Here is a 23,453-nt window from a genome sequence, read left to right as displayed (position 1 = left end):
ACGAAGTCATACCAGCGTTTCCATAATTGAAGTGTGTTGCCACTATGAGGCAACACACTTTTTATTTTGTGAGGAAAATCCAAACACCTATCCCTTAATTTACTTGATAATATTTAAAGTCATGTTAAAGTTTTAATAGGCTAGTGACCAGACAGAAAATTTGTATAAGGAGGGCATTGTTATGAAAGAAAAAAAATCTAGAGTGCGGAAAAAACTGATAATTGCTTTAACCACGGTTACTGTTGTCATGGCTTCCTTTGCACATGATAAATTTACGGATGTTCCTACCAAGCATTGGGCCCATGATACTATTTCGTGGGGGGTCGAGCAGAACATTGTAGATGGTTACGGTGATAATACCTTTAAACCAAATCAGGATGTAACTGAGGCTGAATTCCTGAAAATGTTCATCAGCGCTGTATTGGAGAATCAAGATCCAGTTCAAGACGGCGATTGGTCATCTGGTTACTACAAGCTTGCAAAAGAAAAAAATTGGTCCATTAAAGGTTATGGTAATAAAAGCATTGCTAACAAGAAAATAAACCGAACACGGGTAGCGGAAATTATCAGCGGTGCAGCTGGTGTGAATTATCTTGGCGATGACGCTATTCGCTATCTATTGACCAACAAATATGCAGAAGGCAAAGAGGATAAAGTTACGGTGAGCGGATTCCATGGTAATGATTTTCTTACTCGTGCTGAAACAGTCCAGTTTATTAAAAATGCTGTTGATAAAGGGCTGAATGAGCTGAAGGATCGTCCGTCTACTCCATCTGATCCAAACGATATTCCGAAGCTTCCAGATGAAGTTGATGCCGGAAATATTGTTATTGTCGAAAGGTCAAAAGATGATGTAAAAAACCCTATTATGAAAAAGTATATTGAGTTCATGCCGCAAGATAAGGTTAGTGAACCTGCAATTAGAAAGTTTATATCTTCTATTGTAATTAAAAATGGATTAGCTACTGTAACTATCCCGGATAATATACCTGCTGGTTATATTGCCTATCTTGTTGGGACTGACAACACTACAGTAATGCGTCAGGTAAACGGAGGAGAAACTAAATCTTTTAAGATGCCCGAGAGTTTTGAGTTTACACTGTATGTAAAAAACAATGCAAAGCAAAATATTATTGTTATGGCCGATGGCAACGTGTATTGGGGGGCAAAACACTAATGTTAAAACTGAATAATTTAGCTCGTAAAAAGAAGCGCGTCTTTGTGACGACGCTTCTTTTAGTTGTCTTGTTTATTTCTTTTTTTACATGGAAGGTATTTGCGGCAGCTCCGGCTCCGGAATATGGGTTGGAGTTTTACCCATATACTAAATCTAATAGCTATCAATTAACGGGCGATTTAACACCTAGTGGACCAGATCGACCAGAATTGAATGGTGCAATAAGACCTGCATTAGGTTTGTGGCTCGATGTGCGTTTCAAAGATATCATTAATAACAAGTGGGAGCCTGCAACTCCAAATGGGAATTACCTTGCAACAATTCATTTTAACATTCAAGAAACTCAGGCAAGTGATGATTTCAATGCAAGAGAAGGGTATCACCTTGTTCCCTATCAGGACATTGGTTTAGTTGCTGGCTGGGCAGGTGGGAACCCAACCTACATTAAAAACAAAGTTGATGAATTTGGTGTCGGTAACGAAGCGAATTATTTCCTGCATGAAAGTAACTACTATTGGGTAGGGGCTCGCAATATTATGAGACCAACACAAAACCTATGGTTCAGGTTCCCATCGATCGTCGGTTTATCTGGTGGCGGAATTGAACTGGAGAATCAGGTTGCGCAGCGACCTACTACTAGTATAGATCGTGGGGTAACTTTTCCTACTTTTAAAGCCACATATTACACTACACCTTGGCCCAAAATATATGCTGCCTACGGTTCAGATAATGGAGTTCAACGTGAGGTTGTTGATGCGAAAAATGGAAAATTCCGTTTAAGTACAACGACCTTTTCATATAACTCAAATAAACATAAGATATGGATACTGAAAGGGAAGCATAGTTCCCAATCTGTGCTCAATCAAATTAATGCCACAACCGCTAAGTCAGGAAAAGACGATGCTAGACGTTTTAATGGCTACGCGGAGAGTGTGTACAAGACATTTGATACCCAGAACAAACGCACCTTCAATTTTAATGGGACATTACCAATCACCGATCTTTCCTCCATTATGACTGCGGATGGGAAAGCTCATGATTTCACTTTAGTTGTCAGTGATGGTTATGATCGCATTAACGTATCAAATTTTAAGCTAGGCGTATATGAACAGGACTTAGGTTGCGATTGCAGCAGCGTAACTATTGATCCTATTGCTCCACAACCAGTCGGAACGGAAGCTACAGTATCTGTGAAGGTAACAAATCATAGTAATGTAGACATTTCGGAAACTTATTTAATTTGGCGTTGGAATACTTCAGGTAGCACAATTCAAAAAGTGCCTATTAAGAATTTCAAGGCAAATGAAACCAGGACAATTTCTTTTAGCGTGAAGTACCCTGATCGATCGGCACTCTTAATATTAAATCTTAATGGTTATAAAGATTCACCGACTAACGAAAGTTCCTGGGCGAATAATCGGTGTGAGATCAAAATCGGGTCGGGGGAAGTAAATCTAAAAGCAATGGACATGCGTATTAATCCAACTAAACCTCAAAGCGGTAAAGAGGTAAAAGTAGATGTTCTTGTTTATAACGAAAGTTATACGGAAACCATTGTGAATACTTATCTTGATTGGGAAGTGAATGGCTCTAAGCAGATACGTCCTGCAAACTTCACTTTGGCCCCTAGGGAGCAGAAATGGATCACTGATTTGACGATTTCTAGTGTACCTGAAGGTAATCGATTAAGTATTAAAGCAGAAATTAATAGTGGTCATGATCGGCCGGCAAACGAACTTCGCGCAGATGGAGGTAACCCTTGGCAAGATAATATTATTAAGCGAGAATATGCTTTGAATGAAAAGACGCTTAATTGGTATTTAGCAAGTGTTAGCGGAGCTACAGCGGGACAGAATCAATTTGTCACTACCAGAATTCAAGTAGGGAGGGAGAACCTTCCGGATGATCAAAAAGAAGCTAAAACAGCAGTCGTGAGACTTTATGCAATGGATGCAAATAGTAACGAGCGTTTATTAGTCACCCAAAATGTAACCGTAGCGATGCCTGGTGAGAAAAGTACCGTTTTTGTTTCATGGAATACCGGGGATATGGCTATAGGGGACTATACACTCATTGCTACCGTAAATTTACCTCCTACCCAAGCAGAGAGAACATACGCAGATAACTCTCTAACTTCTTCGCTTAAAATTATTGGTGGAACATCAAATACGTATTGTGGTATTGAAATAACCAGCGCTATCTCTGGTTTTTATACGGATGGATTTACTACGGTTTATTATTATGAGTACTTTAATGCAAATCTAACTAATGGAGTATCAGGTACATTTGTTGAGGAATCTGCTGATGAGATAAATGGCATTGACGTACCATTGGTTCGAACAGGGAGTACGACCGTAAAAGCAGGACAAGGTTTTAACTTTGAAGTGGATGCGCGATACTGGGAGGATCGTGACTTAACAGGCTCTGTAAATAGAGCCGTTGCACATTTCCCGCAGCCTGACGGTACTGTACTAGACATTGATCTAGTGAAGATAGCCTCCAGCAGAAACAATGCTAAATGGGGCTTGCCTACTGCTTGGGTAGCAAAACATGGAGATGAGGTTATTTACCGCGAAGGGTCAAATCCGGGATCTAAAGACCCAACGGCAGATAATTATTATTATCCAGGCGGCAGAGCATATTATACTTCTTTAGAGTCCGAGAGTGGGACGTACAATTTCACAATCGATCTTTATGCTACAGGCGTGAATAACTTAAATAAGTGTTTATATGTTTCGGTCAATATTGATGGAACCCTGATGGATGATTTCTATGTTAGACAAATCATACCGGAAAGTCCTTTCCCGGTAGAACTTTTCCCAGCCGGACCAACATCTATTTGGAGAAATGATGTTGGTCAGCTGCAAGGACTTACTGATTGGACTAATTTTGCTAACGGTACAAAGAATTGGCCAAATTAAAACGAGAGCTCCCAATATTGGGGGCTCTTTTTTTATTTGAGAGTGAAGAAGAAATATGAGAATAGGAATGTGAAGGAGGTAAAGAGTTTGTTGGTCATTTGTATGGTGTTAATAGGTGTATACAATGTTTTCAACATGTATTGTGACATACGTTGGCGTATCACCAAAAATCTTTGGCATCTACTATTTATGCTCATATTCTTGGGTATGGTGATCTGGCAGGCACCAAGTTCAGTAGGGTGGATCTTATTAGGTGGTTGCTTTGCTTTCCTTTTTGGAGGCCTCTTATTGGAGCGTGTTGGTTCAACAGCTCCTGGTGACACCAAAATGATGATGGCAAACGGAGTAGGATTGAGTAGTTACATCTTACTAGTGAAAGGAGAGTTTGTATTAGCTGATTTCAGAAATGCTATGTTTCTTTATGCAGGGAGTCTTGTATTGCTCCTATTTCTGATCGATGCCTACCGGTTTGCACGTAAATATGGTGTGAAACGAGTTTTTGTTACATTGTTCAGCGGGAGTGTTGGATTTATTTTAAGTCGATTAGGTTTGGCTGCTTTTGCGCCAGTGACTCAACTGGACGGGAAAGATTTGAGGGTATTGCCTGGTGCGGTAATGATTGCTATGTCCGTAGGTCTCACTCTTTACTTATTCTTTCCAATGAAATTCTAAGAAAGGAGAATCAATCCATGTCAACTCCTAAGTTGCTTCTTTTATTTATGACGCTGGTGCTGTTGACATACTTTTTAATCGATATCATTGATATTGGTACTAAGAAACTATCCGTTGATAGTGCATCAAGGCATACGACTCAAATTGCTATGATGAGATCGATTGAAGAAGGCGGGATACGAACTAAGCACCTACCTAGAATTGATGTAGAACAATTTCATGATGAGTTTGAGCACTATGGAGCTCTAAATGCCGGGACCAAAGCAATGAATACTAGTTATACATCAGTCTATGCTGTCGTACGTTTGGCACCCTTCGCTGCTGTGCAAATGGGAAAGTCCGCTGAAGCTAGATCCATGAAATTTCTTGGTTCCGCATTCGAAAAGTATGTTTGGCATTATCCGCGGCATCGAGTTGTATTTATCTGGGATGAAAAATAAAAGATTAACTTAATCAGGAGGAAGAATTTTATGAAAAAACGCAGATTACTAGCTATTCTTGGTGCAGCATTGGTGGTAGGGGCATTTTTCTTTATCAGTGAATATAAAGTGAAGAATGAATTGCAAGCTACACTTGTATATTTTGCAGTTGACGACATTCCTGCTCACACAGAAATTACTGAAGCTATGGTAGAGGGAATTTCGTTACCTAAAAAGGGGCTTCCTCCAGGTATTATTTTGAACAAGGCGCAAATTGTAGGCAAATTCACACAGGCTGAATATGGCATTCCCAAGAACGGTTTCTTCTACCAACAAAAAATTGTAACAGAAGACGAGTTAATGGATGCTGCCCGTATGAAATTACAGCCTGGTCAAAAATTGTGGACTGGAGATGTCAATTTGTACGAGTCTGCTGCAGGTAATGTGCTTCCGGGGACAAAGGTGGATGTGTGGTTTCAAGCAGTTGAACAGACAAATGATGTGACCACCGGGGCAACATCAAAGAAGTGGATTGCCGGATCTTTGTATGAAGGAGTACAAGTGATCAGCGCTAAAAACAAAAAGGCTGAAGATATTGTACAGAAGAATACAACAACTACGACTGACGCAAATGGTAAGACAACCTCTGCTAAAAAAGAGCTTTATCCAACAGTAGTACAACTTGCTGTAAGCGAAGAACAATTTCAGCTACTGACAGCTTCTACTTCTTCAGCATTCTCGGATAGTGCCATTATATTGGTTCCCCAACCGGATGATAAAGACGGCATTACACTACCGGATGTTGAACAAGTGAATCCGTTAGATATTAAGGAATACATTAAGTCAAAACAATTGGATCTCAGTACCGTTGTGAGTTCAGTTGTGAAAGGAGCAGAATAATATGATGAACCAAGAAGTTGAAGAATACGTACGTCGTTGCAAAGTTATAACAGGTTGGTCTTGTGAGAGTGGAATGGGCGTAAATACGTTTATGACTGCTGCAGCTATAGAAAGTGCTAAAAGAGGGATAAGAACGGCTTTAGTCGAGTTGGATCTGTTTCATGCATCAACGGCAGTTACTTTGGGTATGAGTCATAAAACTCGAAACTTGGAATCATGGTTAGGAAAAGCAGCAGGAGCAGAAAAATATCGTGAAATTAAAGATTATCTCTTGAATTCTAATATTTGGTCTCAAGAGATGTCTAACGAAAGGTCGGATATCTCCGATGCTGTTTCTGATTTACCACAAGAGCTATATTTATTCACTCCGTCTCAGCACATGGACCGATTCGAAGCAGCTTCGTTACGCTTGAAAGCAGATATGCCCTACCACATCATCAAGGAACTGGATGAACTTGGGTTTCAGGCTGTCTTTATTGATCTTCCAAGCGAAATATTGATGCCTGGAACATCAACAAGTATGAAACTGGCTGATGAAGTTTTAGTATTTACGGATGGACAAGTATCGCATAATCTTTACACGCTGAAAGAGCTCAAAAGAATGGAGAAGGACGTTGACAGTGAACGAATTAAATTGATTCTCAATCGCGCTCCTCAAATGCTTGCTGGCGTAGTGGAGGGAATGCTAGATAGGAAAGTATGGCTTACAATCCCTGATGATCCTAGTATCATTCAACGCTCGTTGGATTTAATTCCTGGTGGAGGTGAGGATTACAACAACGTCGTTAAGAAGTTTTGTGATCAAGTAGGCCTTATTAAAAGGAAAAAAGCATCTTCTCTTGATTCTTCAATGGAAGGTAGTCAGAATGAATCGCGCAGCGGCGGATTCTTTAATTTTCTACGTCGTGGAAGAAAATAATTCTAAAATAAAAAAAGGCCTCGTTATTAGAGGCCACTGAAAAAGTGTGAGTTTTGAAAAAAACATGAATTTCAGCCCCCTACATATAAAACGAGCCTTAGAAGCGATTCTAGAGGCTCGTTTTTTCAGCTATTTAGTTATTTTTAGAAAAGGGGGACTTTTTCAGTGGCCTCCGTTATTACGGGGTCTTTTTTTATTTATAAGATGATAACTTAAATTAGCCGAAAGGGGCAATAAAGTATATGTCTAATGCATCTGAAAATGTAGCTGGTTACTATGAAGCCTTACTCGAACGTGAGGCTCATATGGTAGCTATGCACAATCCGACCGGAACAGAAACACATAATGAAAAGTCTCTTGATACTATCGTATCTGTTGATGCAATCCAATTTGTAAGAGAGAAGTTAATACTTGAATATGGAAATGACTTGGCACGGGCATTTTTTAGCGTAGAAAAGCGCAATACAATTGAGAGTCATATACGGCGCTATATTATGCAACATAAACTACAAGTTAATGGTCTGGAAATAAAAGATCAGTCAAAAATGATGATTGATGAAATTGTGGGTTTAGGCCCGATTGATGATTTATTACACGACGATAGTATAACGGAAATTATGATCAATGGCCATAAAGAAGTAATTGTGGATAAAAGCGGTGTCGGAATGGTACTGGTACCCATTCAATTTGAAGACGAAGAGCATTTGCTAACTATAGCTCGGAAAATGTTGAATCTGGCTAATGAAACGGTTAATGAGGCTCATCCAATTTGTGATGCTCGGTTACCAGATAGTCGTATTAATATTGTCATTGCACCGGTTGCCCGCACGGGGACTACAATCACCATACGGAAGTTCCCACCTGTAAATATGACGGAAGAAAAAATGCTCGAATCCGGCCTAATGATTAAGGATATGTTAAATTGTCTGAAGCTTCTGGTTCGAGGTGGGGCAAACATTTTGTTGTGCGGCGGAACGGGAACGGGAAAGACAACGTTACTAAAAAGGTTGTGCGAAGAGATTCCGGATAAAGAGCGAACAATTACATTGGAAGATACAGAAGAGATGAGATTGAAAGAGCTTTACCCGAAAAAACACATTGTCTCTCTGGAATGCAGATTTACAGATAAAGAGAATACTAACATTGACCTTGGTAGACTTTTAAAGGCAACACTCCGGATGTACCCTAGTCGAGTGATTGTTGGTGAGGTTCGATCAAAAGAAGCATTCGATTTGGTCGAAATATTGAATACCGGTCATGATGGTGGAATGAGTAGTTTACACGCGAATTCAGCTAAAGACGCCATGACAAGGGTGAACCAAATGATAATGAGGAACGGTTTGCCATTAGGTGTCAATATTATCGGGAAAATGGTGGCCACTGCGTTTGATATCATTATTTTTGTTGATAAATTGGTGGATGGTACTCGTCGGGTGAAGGAAATTGTTGAAGTTTTGGGCTTTGAAGATGAAAGTCCTATTGTAAACCATCTATATAAATTTGAAGTTACGGACACGGCAGTGTCTGGAGGTAAGATGAAAATAATCGGTGAGCACGTAGTCGGCGAAAAATGTGAGTTTTCACCGAATCTTGTTTCCAAGTTATTAACAAAAGGTATATCACGAGAAGAAATGTCCACATGGATTAAGAAGATAAAGGTAGCGTAAGAAATGCAAACCTTTGATTTGCTTTATATTGACGTTATTGCTTCTATTGTAGCTCTATGTTGCTTTCTAAACTCTCGTGCTCGTCTGTATGAAAAACAATTTGTCGAACAGCTTGATACAATATACCGTGTTTTAATCAAAAAGGAGAGGTAAGGAATGTCAAACTTTGATTTTTTCTATTATGGAGTTCTTGCAATACTATTTGTTATTGTTGTTGTTATTGTCTTATTCTTACTGCCTAAAAAGCGGTACCGTTCCTGGAGTATGCTTAAACGTGAAGCAGATGAAGTTCAGGTTAAGGATCAAATTGAAAAAGAAGTTAGTAAGAAAAACGAAGGGGGGATATTGAGATATATTTCGCCTTCCCATTACGAACAGGCAGCCCAATCAATCAATTGGCTCGTTGGCACACGAGCACCGCTTATTCTTTATGGTTGTATGCTATTAGGTGTACTTATAGGTGTATTAATGAAGTCTCCTATTGTAATGGTATGTGGTGCTATTGGTGGTATTTGGGCCCCTTGGTTTTATCTTAACATTCGTACACAGCAGTACGAAGATCACTTTGAGGAACAAGTTGAAGTATTAATTCAATCTGTAAGTTCTGGTTACGCAATTAATCGGAACTTAAGCATGGCAATGGAAAGAGCATCAGAAAGCCTTGAGGAACCATTGAAAAGTAAATGGGAGAAGCTAATGGCGGAGTATATTTCGGGGCGAAGTCTTGAAGTATTACTTGCTGAGTTGGCCAAAAACATCCCCGTTAATGAATTCAAGGAGTTTGCATCCGTTTTGGTAGTCGTTGAGCGTACTGGTGGAGATGCGAGTACTACAATGAAACAAGTTGCTAAAGTTATCATGAGTAAGCGAATTATTAAAGAAGAAGGTAAGGCAGAGATGGCTCAGCAACGTCAAGCTCATCGAATGAACGTAGGAATAGGTATCGCAATTGTACTCTTCTTTAGATTTGCGCAACCTGATCAATATAGTGAGATGATGAAAAATATACTAGGTCAAATCCTGCTTACTTCCATGTTTATCTACATTCTTTGGTCATTCCACAAGGTTAATAAAATGACCAAGCTTTAATGTATTCATTTTGTACGGTAACTAGTTTCACAGGCCTTATCGTTGTTTCTAAATATATTACTGATTTCTGAAATAACGGTAAAGAGCATGAAGGAGGTAAAATGAATTGATTGGTTATATTTTAGCAGTTTTAGCGGTTTTATTGTTATATTGGTCTTTCTCGACTATGTTAGAGAAGGAAAAAAAATACCGGTCTCAGGCTTATGTTACAGGCTCTAACAAAGTTCTATGGAAGCAAATGGCTGATACGTTAGAGGTCATTGCAAAAAATAGAGTCAAGCTTTCTGAAACTAAACGACGTAACCTGGAGTCTATGTTATATCGAGTAGGGTGGGAGGAAACACCGGAAGATGTTGCCGCACAACAGCTTTTGTTTGGTGGTTTATCACTCGTGGGTTTAACACTCTTCGCAATTTTTATCGAATCGTTACCCTTTTTCTTTATAGCGTTGGTAGTTGGTTTTGTTTTCTATCTGTATCCAATGTCCAGGTTAAAAAAGGCAGTTGCTTATAAGGAAGAACAGGCAAAGTTGCAATTACCGGATTTTATTGATTTGTTGATTCTCCTATTCTCGGCTGGATTAACCCCCTATAATGCGATAAAAAAAGCGTCTGAACAGGCACCTTTAGGACTGAGGCTAGACTGCGAACGACTTTCTAATGATTTGGACGCAATGTCAGAAAGTCATGCTTTAGATCGTTTCGCGAAAAACGTAGGTATTCCAGCTGCGAAAAGGTTTTGCTTTGCTATGAAACAGGCTATTCAAATGGACAAAAGCGAGGCTCAAGAAATATTTATGTTACAATCCAGTCTGATGCGCAGCATGCGGATTCAAAATCAAAGAAAGGTAATAAAGGAGCGTCCAGGTAGACTCCAGCTTATTAGTACCGGCGTATTCGTTTTCGTAATGTTAGTCCCAATCCTAATTATTGGATTAAACTTCATTAAATCAATGAACTTCGGGTAATCCTAATTGATGCCATAGTTAAGAGATTCTTTAGATTAGCGCTCCTGAATTGGGGCGCTTTTTCTTATATAATTAAGGGGGAGCGTGAGAGTGAAAGAAAAAAGAATGTTAATTAGTATATTGAGCTTAGCTTATTTAATGGTATTCTTCGGCACCATGTCTTGGTATATTGTTGGGGTGTTTCTTTTTGGATTTATGTCACAAAAACCATTATATCTTCAATCTTTGCCGGCTCTGGGTATAATGGTTTTGTATGTGAATAGTTTTATTTTATGTTTAAAGCTTTACTTGAAATTTTCGAATGTGATTCATTACAGACTCCAATTATTCACCTTTATTGGATTGGCTTTCATTCACTACGTCTTATGGATCTGAATATGATGGGGTGCTAAACCGACCTATTTACGAGGGGTCGGTTTTTATTATTATATGAAAGCATTATAAATTGAGAGGAGTATGCCGAAGTGCAAACACCAGAAAAACTGATTTGGATGTTCATATTGATGTTCTTTTTGTTCTTCGTTCCGGATATGGTCTCTTATGGCCAATGGTCTTGGAAGGCGAGAGAGGTTAGTGATTTCGCAGTAGAAAAAATGGCGTCGGGTGGTGGCTGGACAACAGATGTGGAAACCAAGGTTTACGGAAAACTTGATTCTGAGGGATTTAAACCAGAGGATTGGAACATGAGTCATACCGAAGGTCTTGTTCGTGCACCTGGCATTGTTCAATTCCATATTTCAAGTAAGTATAAGGTTAAGGCTTTTGGAGTTTTCGGTGATAAGTTCGAAAAATCGATGGGAGATTCTATTTACTTAACCGTTCAAGGCAGTCAGCAAATGGCAGCTCAAATATATTAAATGCAGCAACCTTCGTGTGAAAAGAAAGCATTAAACTGATTTAATGTATTGCAAGAATTACATTATTGCCTTATAATAAATATATCGAAGACGTTCTGCGTCGTCGGAAGTGAGAACCTCCATTACACAACCAAACCTTGGCAGAAGAGTGATTAATCACTCTTCTGTTTTCTTTTTATCAGAAGATGAATGTCCTATTTCCTTTATCGAAGGAGTGAATCAAGCATATATGAAAAAAAACATTTTTGACGAAGAACATCCTCAAAGCAGCAATTGTGGTTCTGTCCTTTATTGCTCTTTGGTTACATAGTAATGACTCTAGTTAGGAAACAACCATACGATTTTGGTACCCATATTGATAAAATGCAGCCTTGTATTAGGCTGTTTTTTTATGAAGATGATAGGAGGCGATTGGTAAGATGAAAGCCGTTATTCGACAAGTATTAGAAGAACCTATGTTTCGATGTGATCTTCGTGAGAAACAGAGGGAAGTACTTTGGTTATTGCTCGCTGGAGCTGAAAAAGAAGTGATTGCACGCACATTGTTTATAACCGAAGAAACGGTTAGAAAGCACTCACGTACGATCTATGAAAAGTTAGGTATAGATGGGAAGGCTCAACTTGCAAAATGGGTGATTGAACAAATTGCTGCTTCGGTGGATGAACCGCAGCCCTTTACGAAAGAAGAGCTCTTCAAAAATTCTATGAATCATACTCGTTAAGGATCTTAGCTCTAACTAACAGAAAGGAAGTAGCGTTTATGACAACAGATCAGCATGCGTTACGCCAAGTTCAGTTCATTCAATCATACCTTCAATCTAAATATTATGAACGAAACGAAATCATTTATTGTTCTTTACTCAGTATGATTGCTTCTGAGCACATGCTTTTAATCGGCCCACCTGGTGCAGCTAAGTCATCCGTTCTTGATGATATTTGTGGATATATGAGGGAAGTAGTCTATTTTAAATGGACAATGAACAATGAGACATCCACTGACGAACTCTTAGGACCGTATGATAAGGCTAGGAAAGACTACGGTTTACTTAAGCGAATCACTGCGAATAAGCTGCCAGAGGCCCATATAGCTCTCCTAGACGAGACTTTAAGGGCAACTGGTGAAACTTTAAATAGTTTGCTAACAATATTGAATGAACGAAGTTATATGCAAGAAGGAAAGTCTCTAACTGCTCCGTTGATCTCTTTGTTTGGTGCAACGAACGATTATCCAGATGATGATAATATTCAAGCTTTATATGATCGTTTCCTCATTCGGATACGAATTGATTACATTAAGGAAACAGCTAATCTTAAATCACTGCTTAAAGGAGGGAGCAGCTCGATTGAGGACATGGGCTCACTTTCCATTAGTGATTTGAAAAAGCTTAAAGCAAGCACTAAGATGGTCGAAATTTCGGAAAGTATCATAGACAGTATGGTAGAGATAAGGGAAGAATTATTCGAGCACAACATTTTTCCATCTGACCGTAGATTAAAAAACTCATTAAATTTATTAAGAGCAGCTGCGGTATTACACGATCGTAACAACGTGCTCATGAGTGATCTGTCTATACTGAAATATGTTTTATGGATTAAAGAAGAAGATCAATCAATAGTAAATAGTATTATTGATAAACACCTTGAAAAGTAAATTTCAGCTAGTCCATGAGGAGGGGCAAAAATGAGTAATGGAAATGGTTTTAGTGAAGAGCATTTAACTAATTTGCTTGAAAAATGGCAGGACGATTATCGGCTGAAAAAACATGACGGTGAAATCAGGGGTATTGAGATGACGAAGAAGTACATCGTTTCTAACAATGCTACTGATGCAAATAAATTCGTTATTAACGTAACACGACTTTATAAATTCATTACTTGTGAAAAGGATGGGGACACGATTACTTTAAGTGTGAGCGTCAAACCGGATACGATGAATGAATTTTTGAACTTCTGTACAAATCTTAAAATTGAAGAGGCCAAGCTCATTTCATCTGGATAATCAAAAACAAAAAAGCGTACGGAGTGAATTTTACACTCTGTACGCTTTTTTTGTTTTTAGTTGAGGGATGTTCCCAAGAGAAAGGAGTATTTTTTATGTTTAAAATTGCAATAGATCTTGGTTATGGTTTTGTTAAAGGAATAAATGATCGTGGTGACCGTATTTGTTTTCCTAGCTTAGTGGCACCTGCATTTGAGAGGAATTTCACATCAGCATTTGGCGTTTTGGAAGATCCGGCTGATATTCATACTATCCTTAATTACGCTAATGGTAACGGGGTACAGAAGGATCTATTTATGGGCAATCTTGCGCTGAAATCATCAAAGGCTAGTTATTCCTTCGATAAAAACAAAATAGACACTGAGTCAACTCAAATGCTTCTTGCAACCGCAGCTAGTATGCTCACAGCTAATGTAAATGAACCCATACATCTTATTACCGGACTCCCGCTGGATTATTACATAACTCAGCAACGCCAGTTTGAAGAGTCACTACTAAACTTCTATGTAGCACTAGAACACTTTGCCGGCGAATTCAAAGGACATCGTGCCAATATTAAATTTGATAAAGTTACAGTGTATCTCCAGGGTGGTGCCAGCATCTATCCTTGTTTAATGGATGTACATGGGATGCCCAAACGAAGAGATCTATTAGGGAGCGGTGAGTTGTTAGCAGTTGTTAACCTGGGCTTTTATACGCTTGATGTCATAGTTTTTCAGGCGGGTCAAACTTTTGAACCGAAAGAGGAGGGCTTCTCTTTTTCACTTGATACAGAGGTAGGTATGGCCGAATTGCGAAAAATGGCTGGAGAAGCTTTTTTTCAAAAGACTAAGTCACGGTTAACGATGCCACAAATCGAAGCAATATTAAAAAAAGGAGGAAAACAAACTTTTGAAGGAATTAATGTGGATATTAGCGATGAAATCAGTGCATTTAAGGCAACACTCGCCCAAGTAATTCTTAATCATATCCGTAGTAAATGGGGAAGCCAGCAATCCTTTATTCATACGGTTTTCTTTTGTGGAGGAGGAGCTGAAGAACTACGTCCACATCTGGAAGGCTTTCATTATAATCAAGAAATTATTGAAGAAAGTCAATTTGCTGATGCAGTGGGTTATTTAATTCATGGACGGATAGAAGAATATAAAGCAAAAATGAATAAAATTCTGTAATGTAGGCTTGAGTCTCTTTGTATTTCCAGAGAAGGCGGCAGATGAAATTCATCAGATAACGATGAAGCTGCAGCTCGAATGTTGTCTGTCCGCAATCACCGTTTCGATGCGATCGGCACTTAGGTGATGGTGTAGGCTAGCGTGACACCTCCTGGTTTCCTGAATCATACTCTGGAAGTGTTTACTTATAGGGTTGGACTTTTCGCCTCTGGCAGCCTCAGTAGGCCCCAATGATGCGAGGTTTATTCTAATTCCTAAATTTCGCTGGATTCACGATACTCAAAGCAATGTAAGACAAATGTGTTACACAAATGTAATACGTGTTTTATACAGAAAGCAAAGGTGTTTTGACGGAAAAGTAAAGAAAATGTATTACACGGAATTTACTAAAGTGAACTGTGCTACATTTGTAGCACAGATTTGTATTACGAAAGTTAAAAATATAGCGACAAATCCAACAATTTCATAAGGAAAGGGTGTAATACATGGCTGATAAAAATATCCAATCGATCAACTTTCGGCCATCAAAAGAACAAGAAACGCTTTTATTATCTTTACCACAAGGTAAACGAAGTGCCTACATCCGGCATGCATTAGATGTTTATACATCAGAAAACGTTCCAATGCAGTTGAACCGGATGGAAGAAAAACTTGATATTTTGTTGGAATTATTAAGAAATGGAGCATCCCACATTCAAGTAATCGACCCAAATGAAATGATTACAGACGCTTCTCAGCAATCCAATGCAACCTTTGTTGTAATTGATGTGCAAGCTGAAGAAAATAATGTTGATCAATCAAGAGAGCAAGCTATTGATGAGACTATGCAATATTTCATGGGATCTTCTTTCATAAGGGGATGAGGCATTTGAGGCTTATGCATGGTTTTGTACCTGATGAGAAAGGTCGGATTAGGTGCCATAACCTGGCGAATACAGATCGATATTTTCTTCAGTTTTCTATAAAGGACATACTTCCTACTTATCAAGCTGATCAACGATACAAACGCGAAGTGCGTAGATTCATCAGAGATCAAAAGGAGAAATATACGCTTCTTTTTAATGATTTATCAAGTCTTTTAGAAGAAAGGCCATCATATAAAAAGGCTATTATTTATATCATTCAATACTTTCCGGATAACATAAGACGGGACTTTGATAATCGAGAGAGGAAATTTGTTTCTGATTCACTTCGAGCAGCTCTTATAATACCTGATGATAACTGGCAAAACGTAACGATTTGTGAATCCGGAGAACTTGATTCAAATAATCCGCATACTGAAATATTTGTTGGTGATCATCGAGATGCAATCGAGATTTTCTCTTATGTATATAATTTCTGTGTCAGTCCCTTCATTGATGAAATGAGGTCAGTGCCTTCTCATGAGAAATTCTATATGTGACTGACCTTACGGCACTGACCCCAGTTTGTTGAATTTATAAGAAGTGAATATCTTTTAATATCAAGACGTTTACCAACTGACCCGAATCAAAAATAAGGGATTTCACGGACTGACCCTAAAATTCTCTTTTGTACGAAGTATGGCGCTATAAAATCATCAATTTAACAGGCATGGTCAAAAAGGGGAAAAGAAGGGGAGTTTACCTGCGGCAGAGCAGGTAAGCTATCCCTTCTTTTCTTTCACGAACTGGTGGATTTAAGAGGTCGAATCGGTATGGCTGTAAACGAATGCTAAGCAGAAAAGTTTAACAACCCGAGTCGCCAAAATAACAAAAATGAAAAGGACTCAGCATAAGAGGAGGTAAAACAGTGGCAAATAAAATTAAAAACTTAACTAAAAGAGATTGGAGTATTTTGATTTCGCTCTATAGATACAGAACCTTTACAACACCACAAGTACATGAATTGTTCTTCTCAGAAAACAAAAAACGGGACTATTGCTGGAAGCGAATGCATCAATTGAGGCATGACGGTTACATCATTTCAAAACCCGTAGTTGAAAACGGTCGAAAAGTTACTCACTCCTATTTCCTGACCGCGAAGTCTATCGAATCACTGCATGCAGCTGGGCATATTGAAAAAATTGCATACACGAAAGACTTAAGGCTCGATGGACATAGGATGATACAAGCTCATATGGTGAATAACCTGTATGTTCAACTCAATAAGTATGGATATGAGCTATGGGACAGCCGCCAAGTTAAAGCTGCATACGAATTGGATCGAAACAGTCTTATTCAAGCTTGTCTTATTACACCTGACTTAGAAAAGCATGGTGTGTATCTGCTAGTAAACGACCCTGAAGAAAAAACGGTTGCTCAGATAATAACGGAGATAAAAAAGCACGTAATGATAGAGAACGTCATTATATTGTGCAAATCACCTGAAGCATTTGATAAATTTGAGCGAGTCATCAAAAAAGAAGAAGTTCGAATCAGGTCTAGTGTGATGTGCTTGCCTCTAGATGTTGGAATGATTCTCTTCAAGACTATGTTTACTGCCCATGACATAGCTGAGGTTTACCGTGAGTACGGAACAATTAATTATAATGTTAACGGTTTATTTCCATACACGATTATGCATAAGGGCGAAAGGAAGTACATTGTAGAGCTGTTGTCTCAAAAGACCAAAATACGTAAACAGATTATGAATTATAATCCGCACGAGTATAAACGTGATGGGAAGAAGCTAATCATTCTAACCTGGAGTGGATTTCGTCCTGACATAGAACGGGAGTTTGAAAAATATACACACTTCGAATATGAAACCGTTGCGATGAGGTATTTGGAGCACAAGTTGGAGGTGAAAAGAAAAACTTTGAGCGAGTCACCAAAAAACGTGGGATTTAAATAAGCTCTCGTACCTTTTGTATAAGAAGAAGACGAAGGGGAGGGTTTTACTTTGAAAATTACAAATTACACTTGGGAGAAGTACATTTCAATAAAAAAGCTGGAGAGTTCCAAGGGGAAATTTAGCACCCTATTCAGCATAAGAGATGCAATCATCGAAGCTGATCTAAACGAAAAAGAAAAGATAACGATAAACATCAAGAAAACAAAAGATTATAAAGAGGTACTAGGATTTGCAGGAAGCCTCCATTTTTGGTGGGTTATTGATTTTGTAATAGAAGCTAATGAATCTGTTATCCTCTTGTATAGAAATTGCAAAATTCATGGCAAAGACACAGATCCCGACAAACTGTGGGAGGATACGCTGTTTCAATTGGAAACTGATTTACGTAATCCAATAGAAACTCGAAATTAGTCTAACACTTTATTTTCTTTTGACACATATAAAAAACGATCAGTTTGAAGAAGCCTTCATTCTGATGCATTCAACTCGTTTCTAAATACTACCGTGTATTTCGGTTCACCATTGCTGTTCCATTTCATTCCGTTTCCACCGTTCTTACCGCACAATTCTTGTGTATTAATTGGGCTCGAAAGAATAGCGGGACAAAAACGAAGAACTTTGAGCGAGTCACCAAAAAAATAAAGGTTGTGAGCTGATGAAATTTAATGTGCTTGTAGAGAAGGCAAAAAAGTCTGAATCTGAAACGGCAATTATTGATTTAGTAACAGAAGTGAAGTTGCTTCATGAGGTTTTTATCCTCATGAACCCGCAGGATAGCGATACGGTATATTTCGGTGAACTAGAAGGAACTGTTTGGATGTTTGTATACACCAGCCTGGAACAGTTACGGCAATCAGCAAGACTAGTATTAGAGGAAGATGCTCCCGTATATTACGTAACTATTCCGACTGACGCTGCGTTCTCCTGGATAGCTGAACATGAGGAGTCTGGTGTCTATGGTATTCGCATTAACCAAGGACCTTATGGATTCTGGGTATCACTAGATGATCTTAAAGACAACAATTCAGAGGAGTCACAGAAATAAAATGATTCAAATATTAATCGAAAATAATAATGACCCGCACCGGCTCTTAAGCATAGGAGGATAATGAATGATTAGTATGATTGTTATTGTTGACAAATATAACGAAGGGTTCTTCTGGGACAACGAGACGAAAGATTTCACTCTCAAATTCTCTGAAAAGTGTCTCTTTCCCACTAAAGATATGGCTCAGACTTTGATCGATGAAGAACTTGGTACGGACGCAGTTGTGGCGAACATAATGATTTATCAATACACCTTAAATGGAATCTGGGATTACACCGTTCAGAATGTATGGGAGGAGGGAGAAATTGATCCTAAGTTTGAAGAAGACTGATATTTAATAATAGAGAGCAGCGAAGGTCATAAAAACATCTTGATATTGTATATCGTAATAGAGTAAAATATGTAAAGTATGATTTACAATTTTGATGTGAAGGAGAGTGGAGAGAATATGAGTAAAAACAATAAGGTTATGAGTAAAAGGACTTTGAGCTACATTATTATGGGCTTAGGTCTAGTTACTATTGCTCTTGCGGTCATGTTCCCTATTTTTAAATAATCAATTGCTTTATTCTGCCCGCCTCGATGTGCGGACTCATTATCATCATACCCGCAGCGGCTCCTATATTATATAGGGGCCGCTTTTTCTGAATGAATAGAATGGAGTATTCAGGGCTTTGTTCTTAATAATAATGTCATTTTGGAGGTAACGTAATGCAAATTCATATTTTATCAAAAAGAGAGAAGGCCCGTGCAGCACGTCACAAAATGATGTGGAACCTATTATCACTAGTAGTAGGTCTTCCATTTGTTCATCTTTTATATTTGCTGGCATTAAGTTCTTTTATGAAGTGGCGAACGATTAATGTACTTTATTCACCCGCCACAGCTGTAACCGCAAGTACCTACTTTATTATCTTGGCCATATATCTTGTTTTGATGATCCTATATCTAGTCTTGCTTAAACACAAAGAAAAGCCGCTTAAGAAACATCTTAAGATGATCATTATCAGTTCACTATCGTTCTACTGGATACTCTTTGGATTCACCTATTTTCAAAACTATACGAGTGGATGGATCAAGTTAAAAACGGTTATAGATGAGAAACTTGCAACTGGTGTTATCCCGCCTTATCAAATTGTAGATACGATCTCTAGAATAGAGACGGATACTAATTCAGCGGTTATTGTCTATCCAAAATCGGCATTTCTGAAAGATAAAGTATTTTCTAAAGAGGGAATTGTCCAGCTAGTAGAATGGCTTCCTAATGTTGATAGTGGGTATCGGGTATATCTCAATTCAAAAGAAACTTCTGCTCCCTACTTCACTCTCTCTTCAAAACGAGACTTTATCTCGATGCATAGTTCAATAAATAGTTATTTTGGAACGGATAAATCACTTGAGATGAAACGATCTGCAGATCTTGTAACACAATTAGGGATGGAGTCCCCTGAAAGTACTTTAGCATTATATCTGGATAGGATCATGAGTCAAGATGGTGTGGGTATAGAAAAATTAAGAACGTCAAGACTTACTACTAAATACAAAGAAGGTATTTTAGAGAACGTATATGCATCTGAGAACATCCTAAACATGAATATCGCCAAGATCATCAAATCATATAGCTATTACGATGTTGCATTTATTGTTTATGTATCACACTTCGAGATTCAAGGGAGTAGTAGTCCGGCTTCTTACTCCATACAAAACGAACTGTTACTTCTCACAGAGGAAGGATGGAAAGTAGCGGATGCGTCTGACTTTACTGGTGTTCAAAAAGAAAGAATGGATAAGATATCAAAGCATTGGTCTCTGGACAGGAATTCTAAAGAGATTAAAGACATAATAAAGCAAGTTGATTTAAAGAAGCAGTAAGCAAAACCATTTCATAATTAGAGGTAATTGAAAAGGGGGATGTTCACGTGTATAAGTAGTTGTTGATGCTTGATTTTGTTACTGAAGAGATTTGCTTTGATGGAAGGCATCAAATGAATATTGACGAGCTGCTATACTTAATTGACGCAGCCGGTCAATACAATTCTATTTTCCCGTTTTATGATCGTTACGCCTTTTTTACAGAGTAAAGGTTATATAATAAATACCTAAACAGCCCGCACTCCAGGGGCTGTTTTTTTATGGAGGAAAGAGGTGCCATTATGTCTCTCTATTAAGTAATTTATTGATTCTTGGAAGGAGGAGTCCGCATGTCTAGCTCTTTTGAAGAGGCTGTAGAGATTGATACGATCATAAAAACACTGTTGAGCAAAGAAACAGAATTCCGTTATCTGCAGCGGGGAAACATTATAGCCCGCTTCCGAACAGGTTCATGGATGTCTAAAGGTAGAGTTGTTTATGGGAAAGCTAAGGTGCTGACAGCATTTGAGCGTTTCGAAACAAATGCTGAAATTTTAATTCTAATCAATAAGAAAATTTGGCCTTATTTAAGTGAACATCAAAAAGAAGCCCTTATTTTTCACGAACTTTGCCACATTGATCCCCAGATCGATAAAGACGGAAATTCCAAACTTTCAACAGTAGATGGCCGTCCTGTTTTCAAGTTTAAAGGACATGATCTAGAAGAATTTCGATATGTTGTTGAAAAGTATGGCTTATGGATGCCAGATACACAGGATTTTATCACCTCTGCAAAAAAAGGTGAGCAACTGTCTCTTGGGATTAAAGAAGTATCTACAAATGAGGGTAAAGTCATACATTTCCATCTACATGCTGTTCAATAGTTTATTTCAACACCCGCACCCGCACCCGCACCCGCACCCGCACCCGCACCCGCACCCGCACCTAACTATTAAAGCCTGCCTCTAGTCATCGACTAGGGGCTTTCTATTAATTGAATGCTACATAATATCAAGGAATGTGTGAATGCATTCGACGGAACCATATCCATGGAGGTAATATAACTCAACGTAATTGCTGCTGGATCTCGCTTATGTGAGAACGACTAATAAATCCTGTTAAACAATGAAATAGAGATTAGTTAAATTGTGAAACGCTATAGCAATGATAGAATGAATCTACAATATACAAATTAGTCAGATGGAGGTTAAATCATTGAACGGTCTATTAATAAGAGAACCATGGATAGAAATGATTCTGAATGGCTTGAAAGTATGGGAGATTCGAGGAAGAAATACAAACATTCGAGGAAAGATTGCGTTAATTAGAAGTGGATCAGGGCTTATTGTAGGTACTACTGAGTTGGTTCAAAGTATTCCGATAACGCTTGAAGAATTTGCAAGTCATTTTGATTTTCATCGTGTACCTTCGACCACACATATTACATACTCTACTCCTCACGCTTGGGTGTTTACCAATACACAAAGGCTAAGTAAGCCTGTTCCATACATTCATCCTCCAGGTGCCGTTAGATGGGTAAACTTATCTAAGCAGAAAATCATTGTCTGATAGTCGTGGTTTTGTTCAGAGAATGTCTTGTTTAAATTTCAAAAATTTATGACATAGAATCAGCAAAGTTGATAGGATATGAATAATCAGATATTGCGGGTAATCCTCATTAGATTTAACATAAAGATTTGTGAATGCAGATAGGAAGGGGCTTCTATATATGCTCATCACTCTGGCGATTGAATTATTTCAGGAAGACAATCGATTTTCAATGTCTATGTATTGCGATATCGAGGATAAAAAGAGAGGCTATATGTTTATTGATCATGGAAATGTCTCACACCAAGAGGCTATCGGAAAAAGCATTCTTGCAGCTCTTAAACCATTGGTTAAGAACTATAAGCATCACTCGCTGAATCTGGCGATGCCAAACATCTATCTCTCTCTTATTCACCCGCAGATTAAATCAGAAATTGAACTCCTTCTCTCTATGTTTATTTCGTATAATTTGACCATGGACCGTTACCATGAAGCCCTTCATTTGGTAAATACAATCGGAACATTAGATAATCGACCCAAAGGCAAATTATATGGTTATAGCATGGACGATTTGAAGCGAAGACAAGAAACGTTAGAAAGCGATATTAAGGCTAATAAGCTTCAAACTGCTGCTATTTCTTATAAGGGAGTAATGCTGCCTGAAAATGCAGTCATTATTGACTTTGAAACAACAAGTGTACACATTAAATATGCAAGAATAATTGAAGTAGGTGCAATTAAGATATCAAATGGTCAAATTATTGACCGATTCGATAGTTTATGTAATCCTGGCATGAAAATACCGAAAGCAGTTCGCCTTTTAACCGGGATCAAACAAGCGGATGTAGATCTTGCACCTAAAGGTTATTCTGTCATGAAAAAGCTTATTGAATTTATCGATAATTCCCCTGTATTAATTGGACATAATATATCAGGTTTTGATTATGAGTTATTTCAAAATTTCTTAAATAGATTTAATCTTCCTAAATGGAAAGGTGAGCTGCTGTGTACAAAAAAACTGGCTAAACAAACTCAATTAGTAACGCCTGACTACAAGTTAGATACGTTATGTAGTAAGTTGGGTATCATAAATGATTCTCCTCATAGGGCGCTAAGCGATTGCGAAGCAACATTCAAGACACTTATAGCTTTATATAACTTAACTTTATTTAAAGTGCCTGATCTATTTGCAAAAGAGGAATCACGTTGATAACACTTTTTGAAGATGGTAGTTCAGGAGCGAAACGATATCGTTCCCAGAATAATGAAAAGCGATTTTGTTTTCTAGAGAATCGCTTAGAATTATCTCGAAATTCTGAATAAATCGTATCTGATATCTGTCTCACTCGGTCGTTCAGTTCCAGTAGATCCATCATCGGACAAAATTGCCAAGCGAATAACATACAGAACTTGGATTGCTGTTTTGAGCTGAT

24 protein-coding genes are annotated in these 23,453 nt (G+C 38.3%); all 24 read left to right on the top strand.

Features of this window, described 5'->3' with window-relative positions:
- Window positions 1-181: 181 nt before the first annotated feature.
- The 24 genes from ASF12_RS30355 to ASF12_RS30235 all read left to right on the top strand — a co-directional run bounded on the left by ASF12_RS30355 (window position 182) and on the right by ASF12_RS30235 (window position 23,230).
- The gene (locus ASF12_RS30355; protein WP_056042626.1) at window positions 182-1,177 is read left to right on the top strand and encodes an S-layer homology domain-containing protein; all 996 of its coding nucleotides are present in this window, start codon (window positions 182-184) and stop codon (window positions 1,175-1,177) included.
- Window positions 1,177-4,098 carry a hypothetical protein gene (locus tag ASF12_RS30350; RefSeq protein WP_056042624.1) on the top strand — a complete coding sequence of 974 codons (2,922 nt, stop codon included), beginning with the start codon at window positions 1,177-1,179 and terminating at the stop codon, window positions 4,096-4,098. Before ASF12_RS30355 ends, ASF12_RS30350 begins: the two co-directional genes overlap by 1 nt.
- 288 nt (window positions 4,099-4,386) lie before the next feature.
- A complete protein-coding gene (locus ASF12_RS34800; RefSeq protein WP_155973579.1) occupies window positions 4,387-4,770 on the top strand; it encodes a hypothetical protein in 384 nt (127 codons plus the stop codon).
- Window positions 4,771-4,787: 17 nt separating this feature from the next.
- A complete protein-coding gene (locus ASF12_RS30340; RefSeq protein ID WP_056042620.1) occupies window positions 4,788-5,210 on the top strand; it encodes a hypothetical protein in 423 nt (140 codons plus the stop codon).
- Window positions 5,211-5,240: 30 nt separating this feature from the next.
- The gene (locus tag ASF12_RS30335) at window positions 5,241-6,089 is read left to right on the top strand and encodes an RcpC/CpaB family pilus assembly protein (protein ID WP_056042617.1); all 849 of its coding nucleotides are present in this window, start codon (window positions 5,241-5,243) and stop codon (window positions 6,087-6,089) included.
- 1 nt (window position 6,090) lies between these two features.
- On the top strand, window positions 6,091-7,008 hold the full coding sequence (locus ASF12_RS30330; protein ID WP_056042616.1) for a hypothetical protein: 918 nt from the start codon (window positions 6,091-6,093) through the stop codon (window positions 7,006-7,008).
- A 242-nt stretch (window positions 7,009-7,250) separates the two neighbouring features.
- Entirely contained in the window at window positions 7,251-8,675 is a 1,425-nt protein-coding gene (locus ASF12_RS30325) for a CpaF family protein (protein WP_056042615.1), read from the top strand.
- A gap of 156 nt (window positions 8,676-8,831) precedes the next feature.
- The gene (locus tag ASF12_RS30320) at window positions 8,832-9,764 is read left to right on the top strand and encodes a type II secretion system F family protein (RefSeq protein ID WP_056042614.1); all 933 of its coding nucleotides are present in this window, start codon (window positions 8,832-8,834) and stop codon (window positions 9,762-9,764) included.
- Window positions 9,765-9,870: 106 nt separating this feature from the next.
- Window positions 9,871-10,731, top strand: a complete 861-nt coding sequence (locus ASF12_RS30315) for a hypothetical protein (protein WP_056042613.1) — start codon at window positions 9,871-9,873, stop codon at window positions 10,729-10,731.
- A 464-nt stretch (window positions 10,732-11,195) separates the two neighbouring features.
- The gene (locus ASF12_RS30305; RefSeq protein WP_056042610.1) at window positions 11,196-11,588 is read left to right on the top strand and encodes a hypothetical protein; all 393 of its coding nucleotides are present in this window, start codon (window positions 11,196-11,198) and stop codon (window positions 11,586-11,588) included.
- 419 nt (window positions 11,589-12,007) lie between these two features.
- The gene (locus tag ASF12_RS30300; RefSeq protein ID WP_056042608.1) at window positions 12,008-12,310 is read left to right on the top strand and encodes a response regulator transcription factor; all 303 of its coding nucleotides are present in this window, start codon (window positions 12,008-12,010) and stop codon (window positions 12,308-12,310) included.
- A 38-nt stretch (window positions 12,311-12,348) separates the two neighbouring features.
- The gene (locus ASF12_RS30295; RefSeq protein ID WP_056042606.1) at window positions 12,349-13,239 is read left to right on the top strand and encodes an AAA family ATPase; all 891 of its coding nucleotides are present in this window, start codon (window positions 12,349-12,351) and stop codon (window positions 13,237-13,239) included.
- Window positions 13,240-13,269: 30 nt separating this feature from the next.
- Entirely contained in the window at window positions 13,270-13,587 is a 318-nt protein-coding gene (locus ASF12_RS30290; RefSeq protein ID WP_056042605.1) for a hypothetical protein, read from the top strand.
- 95 nt (window positions 13,588-13,682) lie between these two features.
- The gene (locus ASF12_RS30285; RefSeq protein ID WP_056042603.1) at window positions 13,683-14,759 is read left to right on the top strand and encodes a ParM/StbA family protein; all 1,077 of its coding nucleotides are present in this window, start codon (window positions 13,683-13,685) and stop codon (window positions 14,757-14,759) included.
- A gap of 485 nt (window positions 14,760-15,244) precedes the next feature.
- Window positions 15,245-15,622, top strand: a complete 378-nt coding sequence (locus tag ASF12_RS30280) for a hypothetical protein (RefSeq protein WP_056042601.1) — start codon at window positions 15,245-15,247, stop codon at window positions 15,620-15,622.
- Window positions 15,623-15,627: 5 nt separating this feature from the next.
- Window positions 15,628-16,161, top strand: a complete 534-nt coding sequence (locus ASF12_RS30275) for a hypothetical protein (protein ID WP_155973577.1) — start codon at window positions 15,628-15,630, stop codon at window positions 16,159-16,161.
- 368 nt (window positions 16,162-16,529) lie between these two features.
- On the top strand, window positions 16,530-17,573 hold the full coding sequence (locus ASF12_RS30270) for a replication-relaxation family protein (protein WP_056042597.1): 1,044 nt from the start codon (window positions 16,530-16,532) through the stop codon (window positions 17,571-17,573).
- A 48-nt stretch (window positions 17,574-17,621) separates the two neighbouring features.
- Window positions 17,622-17,984: a hypothetical protein gene (locus tag ASF12_RS30265; protein WP_056042596.1), complete on the top strand. Its 363-nt coding sequence runs from the start codon at window positions 17,622-17,624 to the stop codon at window positions 17,982-17,984.
- Between the two features lie 244 nt (window positions 17,985-18,228).
- Window positions 18,229-18,618 carry a hypothetical protein gene (locus tag ASF12_RS30260; protein ID WP_056042594.1) on the top strand — a complete coding sequence of 130 codons (390 nt, stop codon included), beginning with the start codon at window positions 18,229-18,231 and terminating at the stop codon, window positions 18,616-18,618.
- A 67-nt stretch (window positions 18,619-18,685) separates the two neighbouring features.
- Window positions 18,686-18,952, top strand: coding sequence for a hypothetical protein (locus ASF12_RS30255; RefSeq protein ID WP_056042593.1), 267 nt, complete (start codon window positions 18,686-18,688; stop codon window positions 18,950-18,952).
- 380 nt (window positions 18,953-19,332) lie between these two features.
- Entirely contained in the window at window positions 19,333-20,493 is a 1,161-nt protein-coding gene (locus tag ASF12_RS30250; RefSeq protein ID WP_056042591.1) for a hypothetical protein, read from the top strand.
- A 329-nt stretch (window positions 20,494-20,822) separates the two neighbouring features.
- Entirely contained in the window at window positions 20,823-21,356 is a 534-nt protein-coding gene (locus ASF12_RS30245; RefSeq protein WP_056042589.1) for a putative metallopeptidase, read from the top strand.
- 331 nt (window positions 21,357-21,687) lie between these two features.
- A complete protein-coding gene (locus ASF12_RS30240; RefSeq protein ID WP_056042587.1) occupies window positions 21,688-22,041 on the top strand; it encodes an ASCH domain-containing protein in 354 nt (117 codons plus the stop codon).
- 160 nt (window positions 22,042-22,201) lie between these two features.
- A complete protein-coding gene (locus ASF12_RS30235; protein ID WP_056042585.1) occupies window positions 22,202-23,230 on the top strand; it encodes a 3'-5' exonuclease in 1,029 nt (342 codons plus the stop codon).
- Window positions 23,231-23,453: the final 223 nt, after the last annotated feature.

It is taken from the genome of Paenibacillus sp. Leaf72, from assembly GCF_001422685.1.
Lineage (GTDB): Bacteria > Bacillota > Bacilli > Paenibacillales > Paenibacillaceae > Pristimantibacillus.
This window is presented reverse-complemented; position numbering and strand designations above follow the sequence as displayed.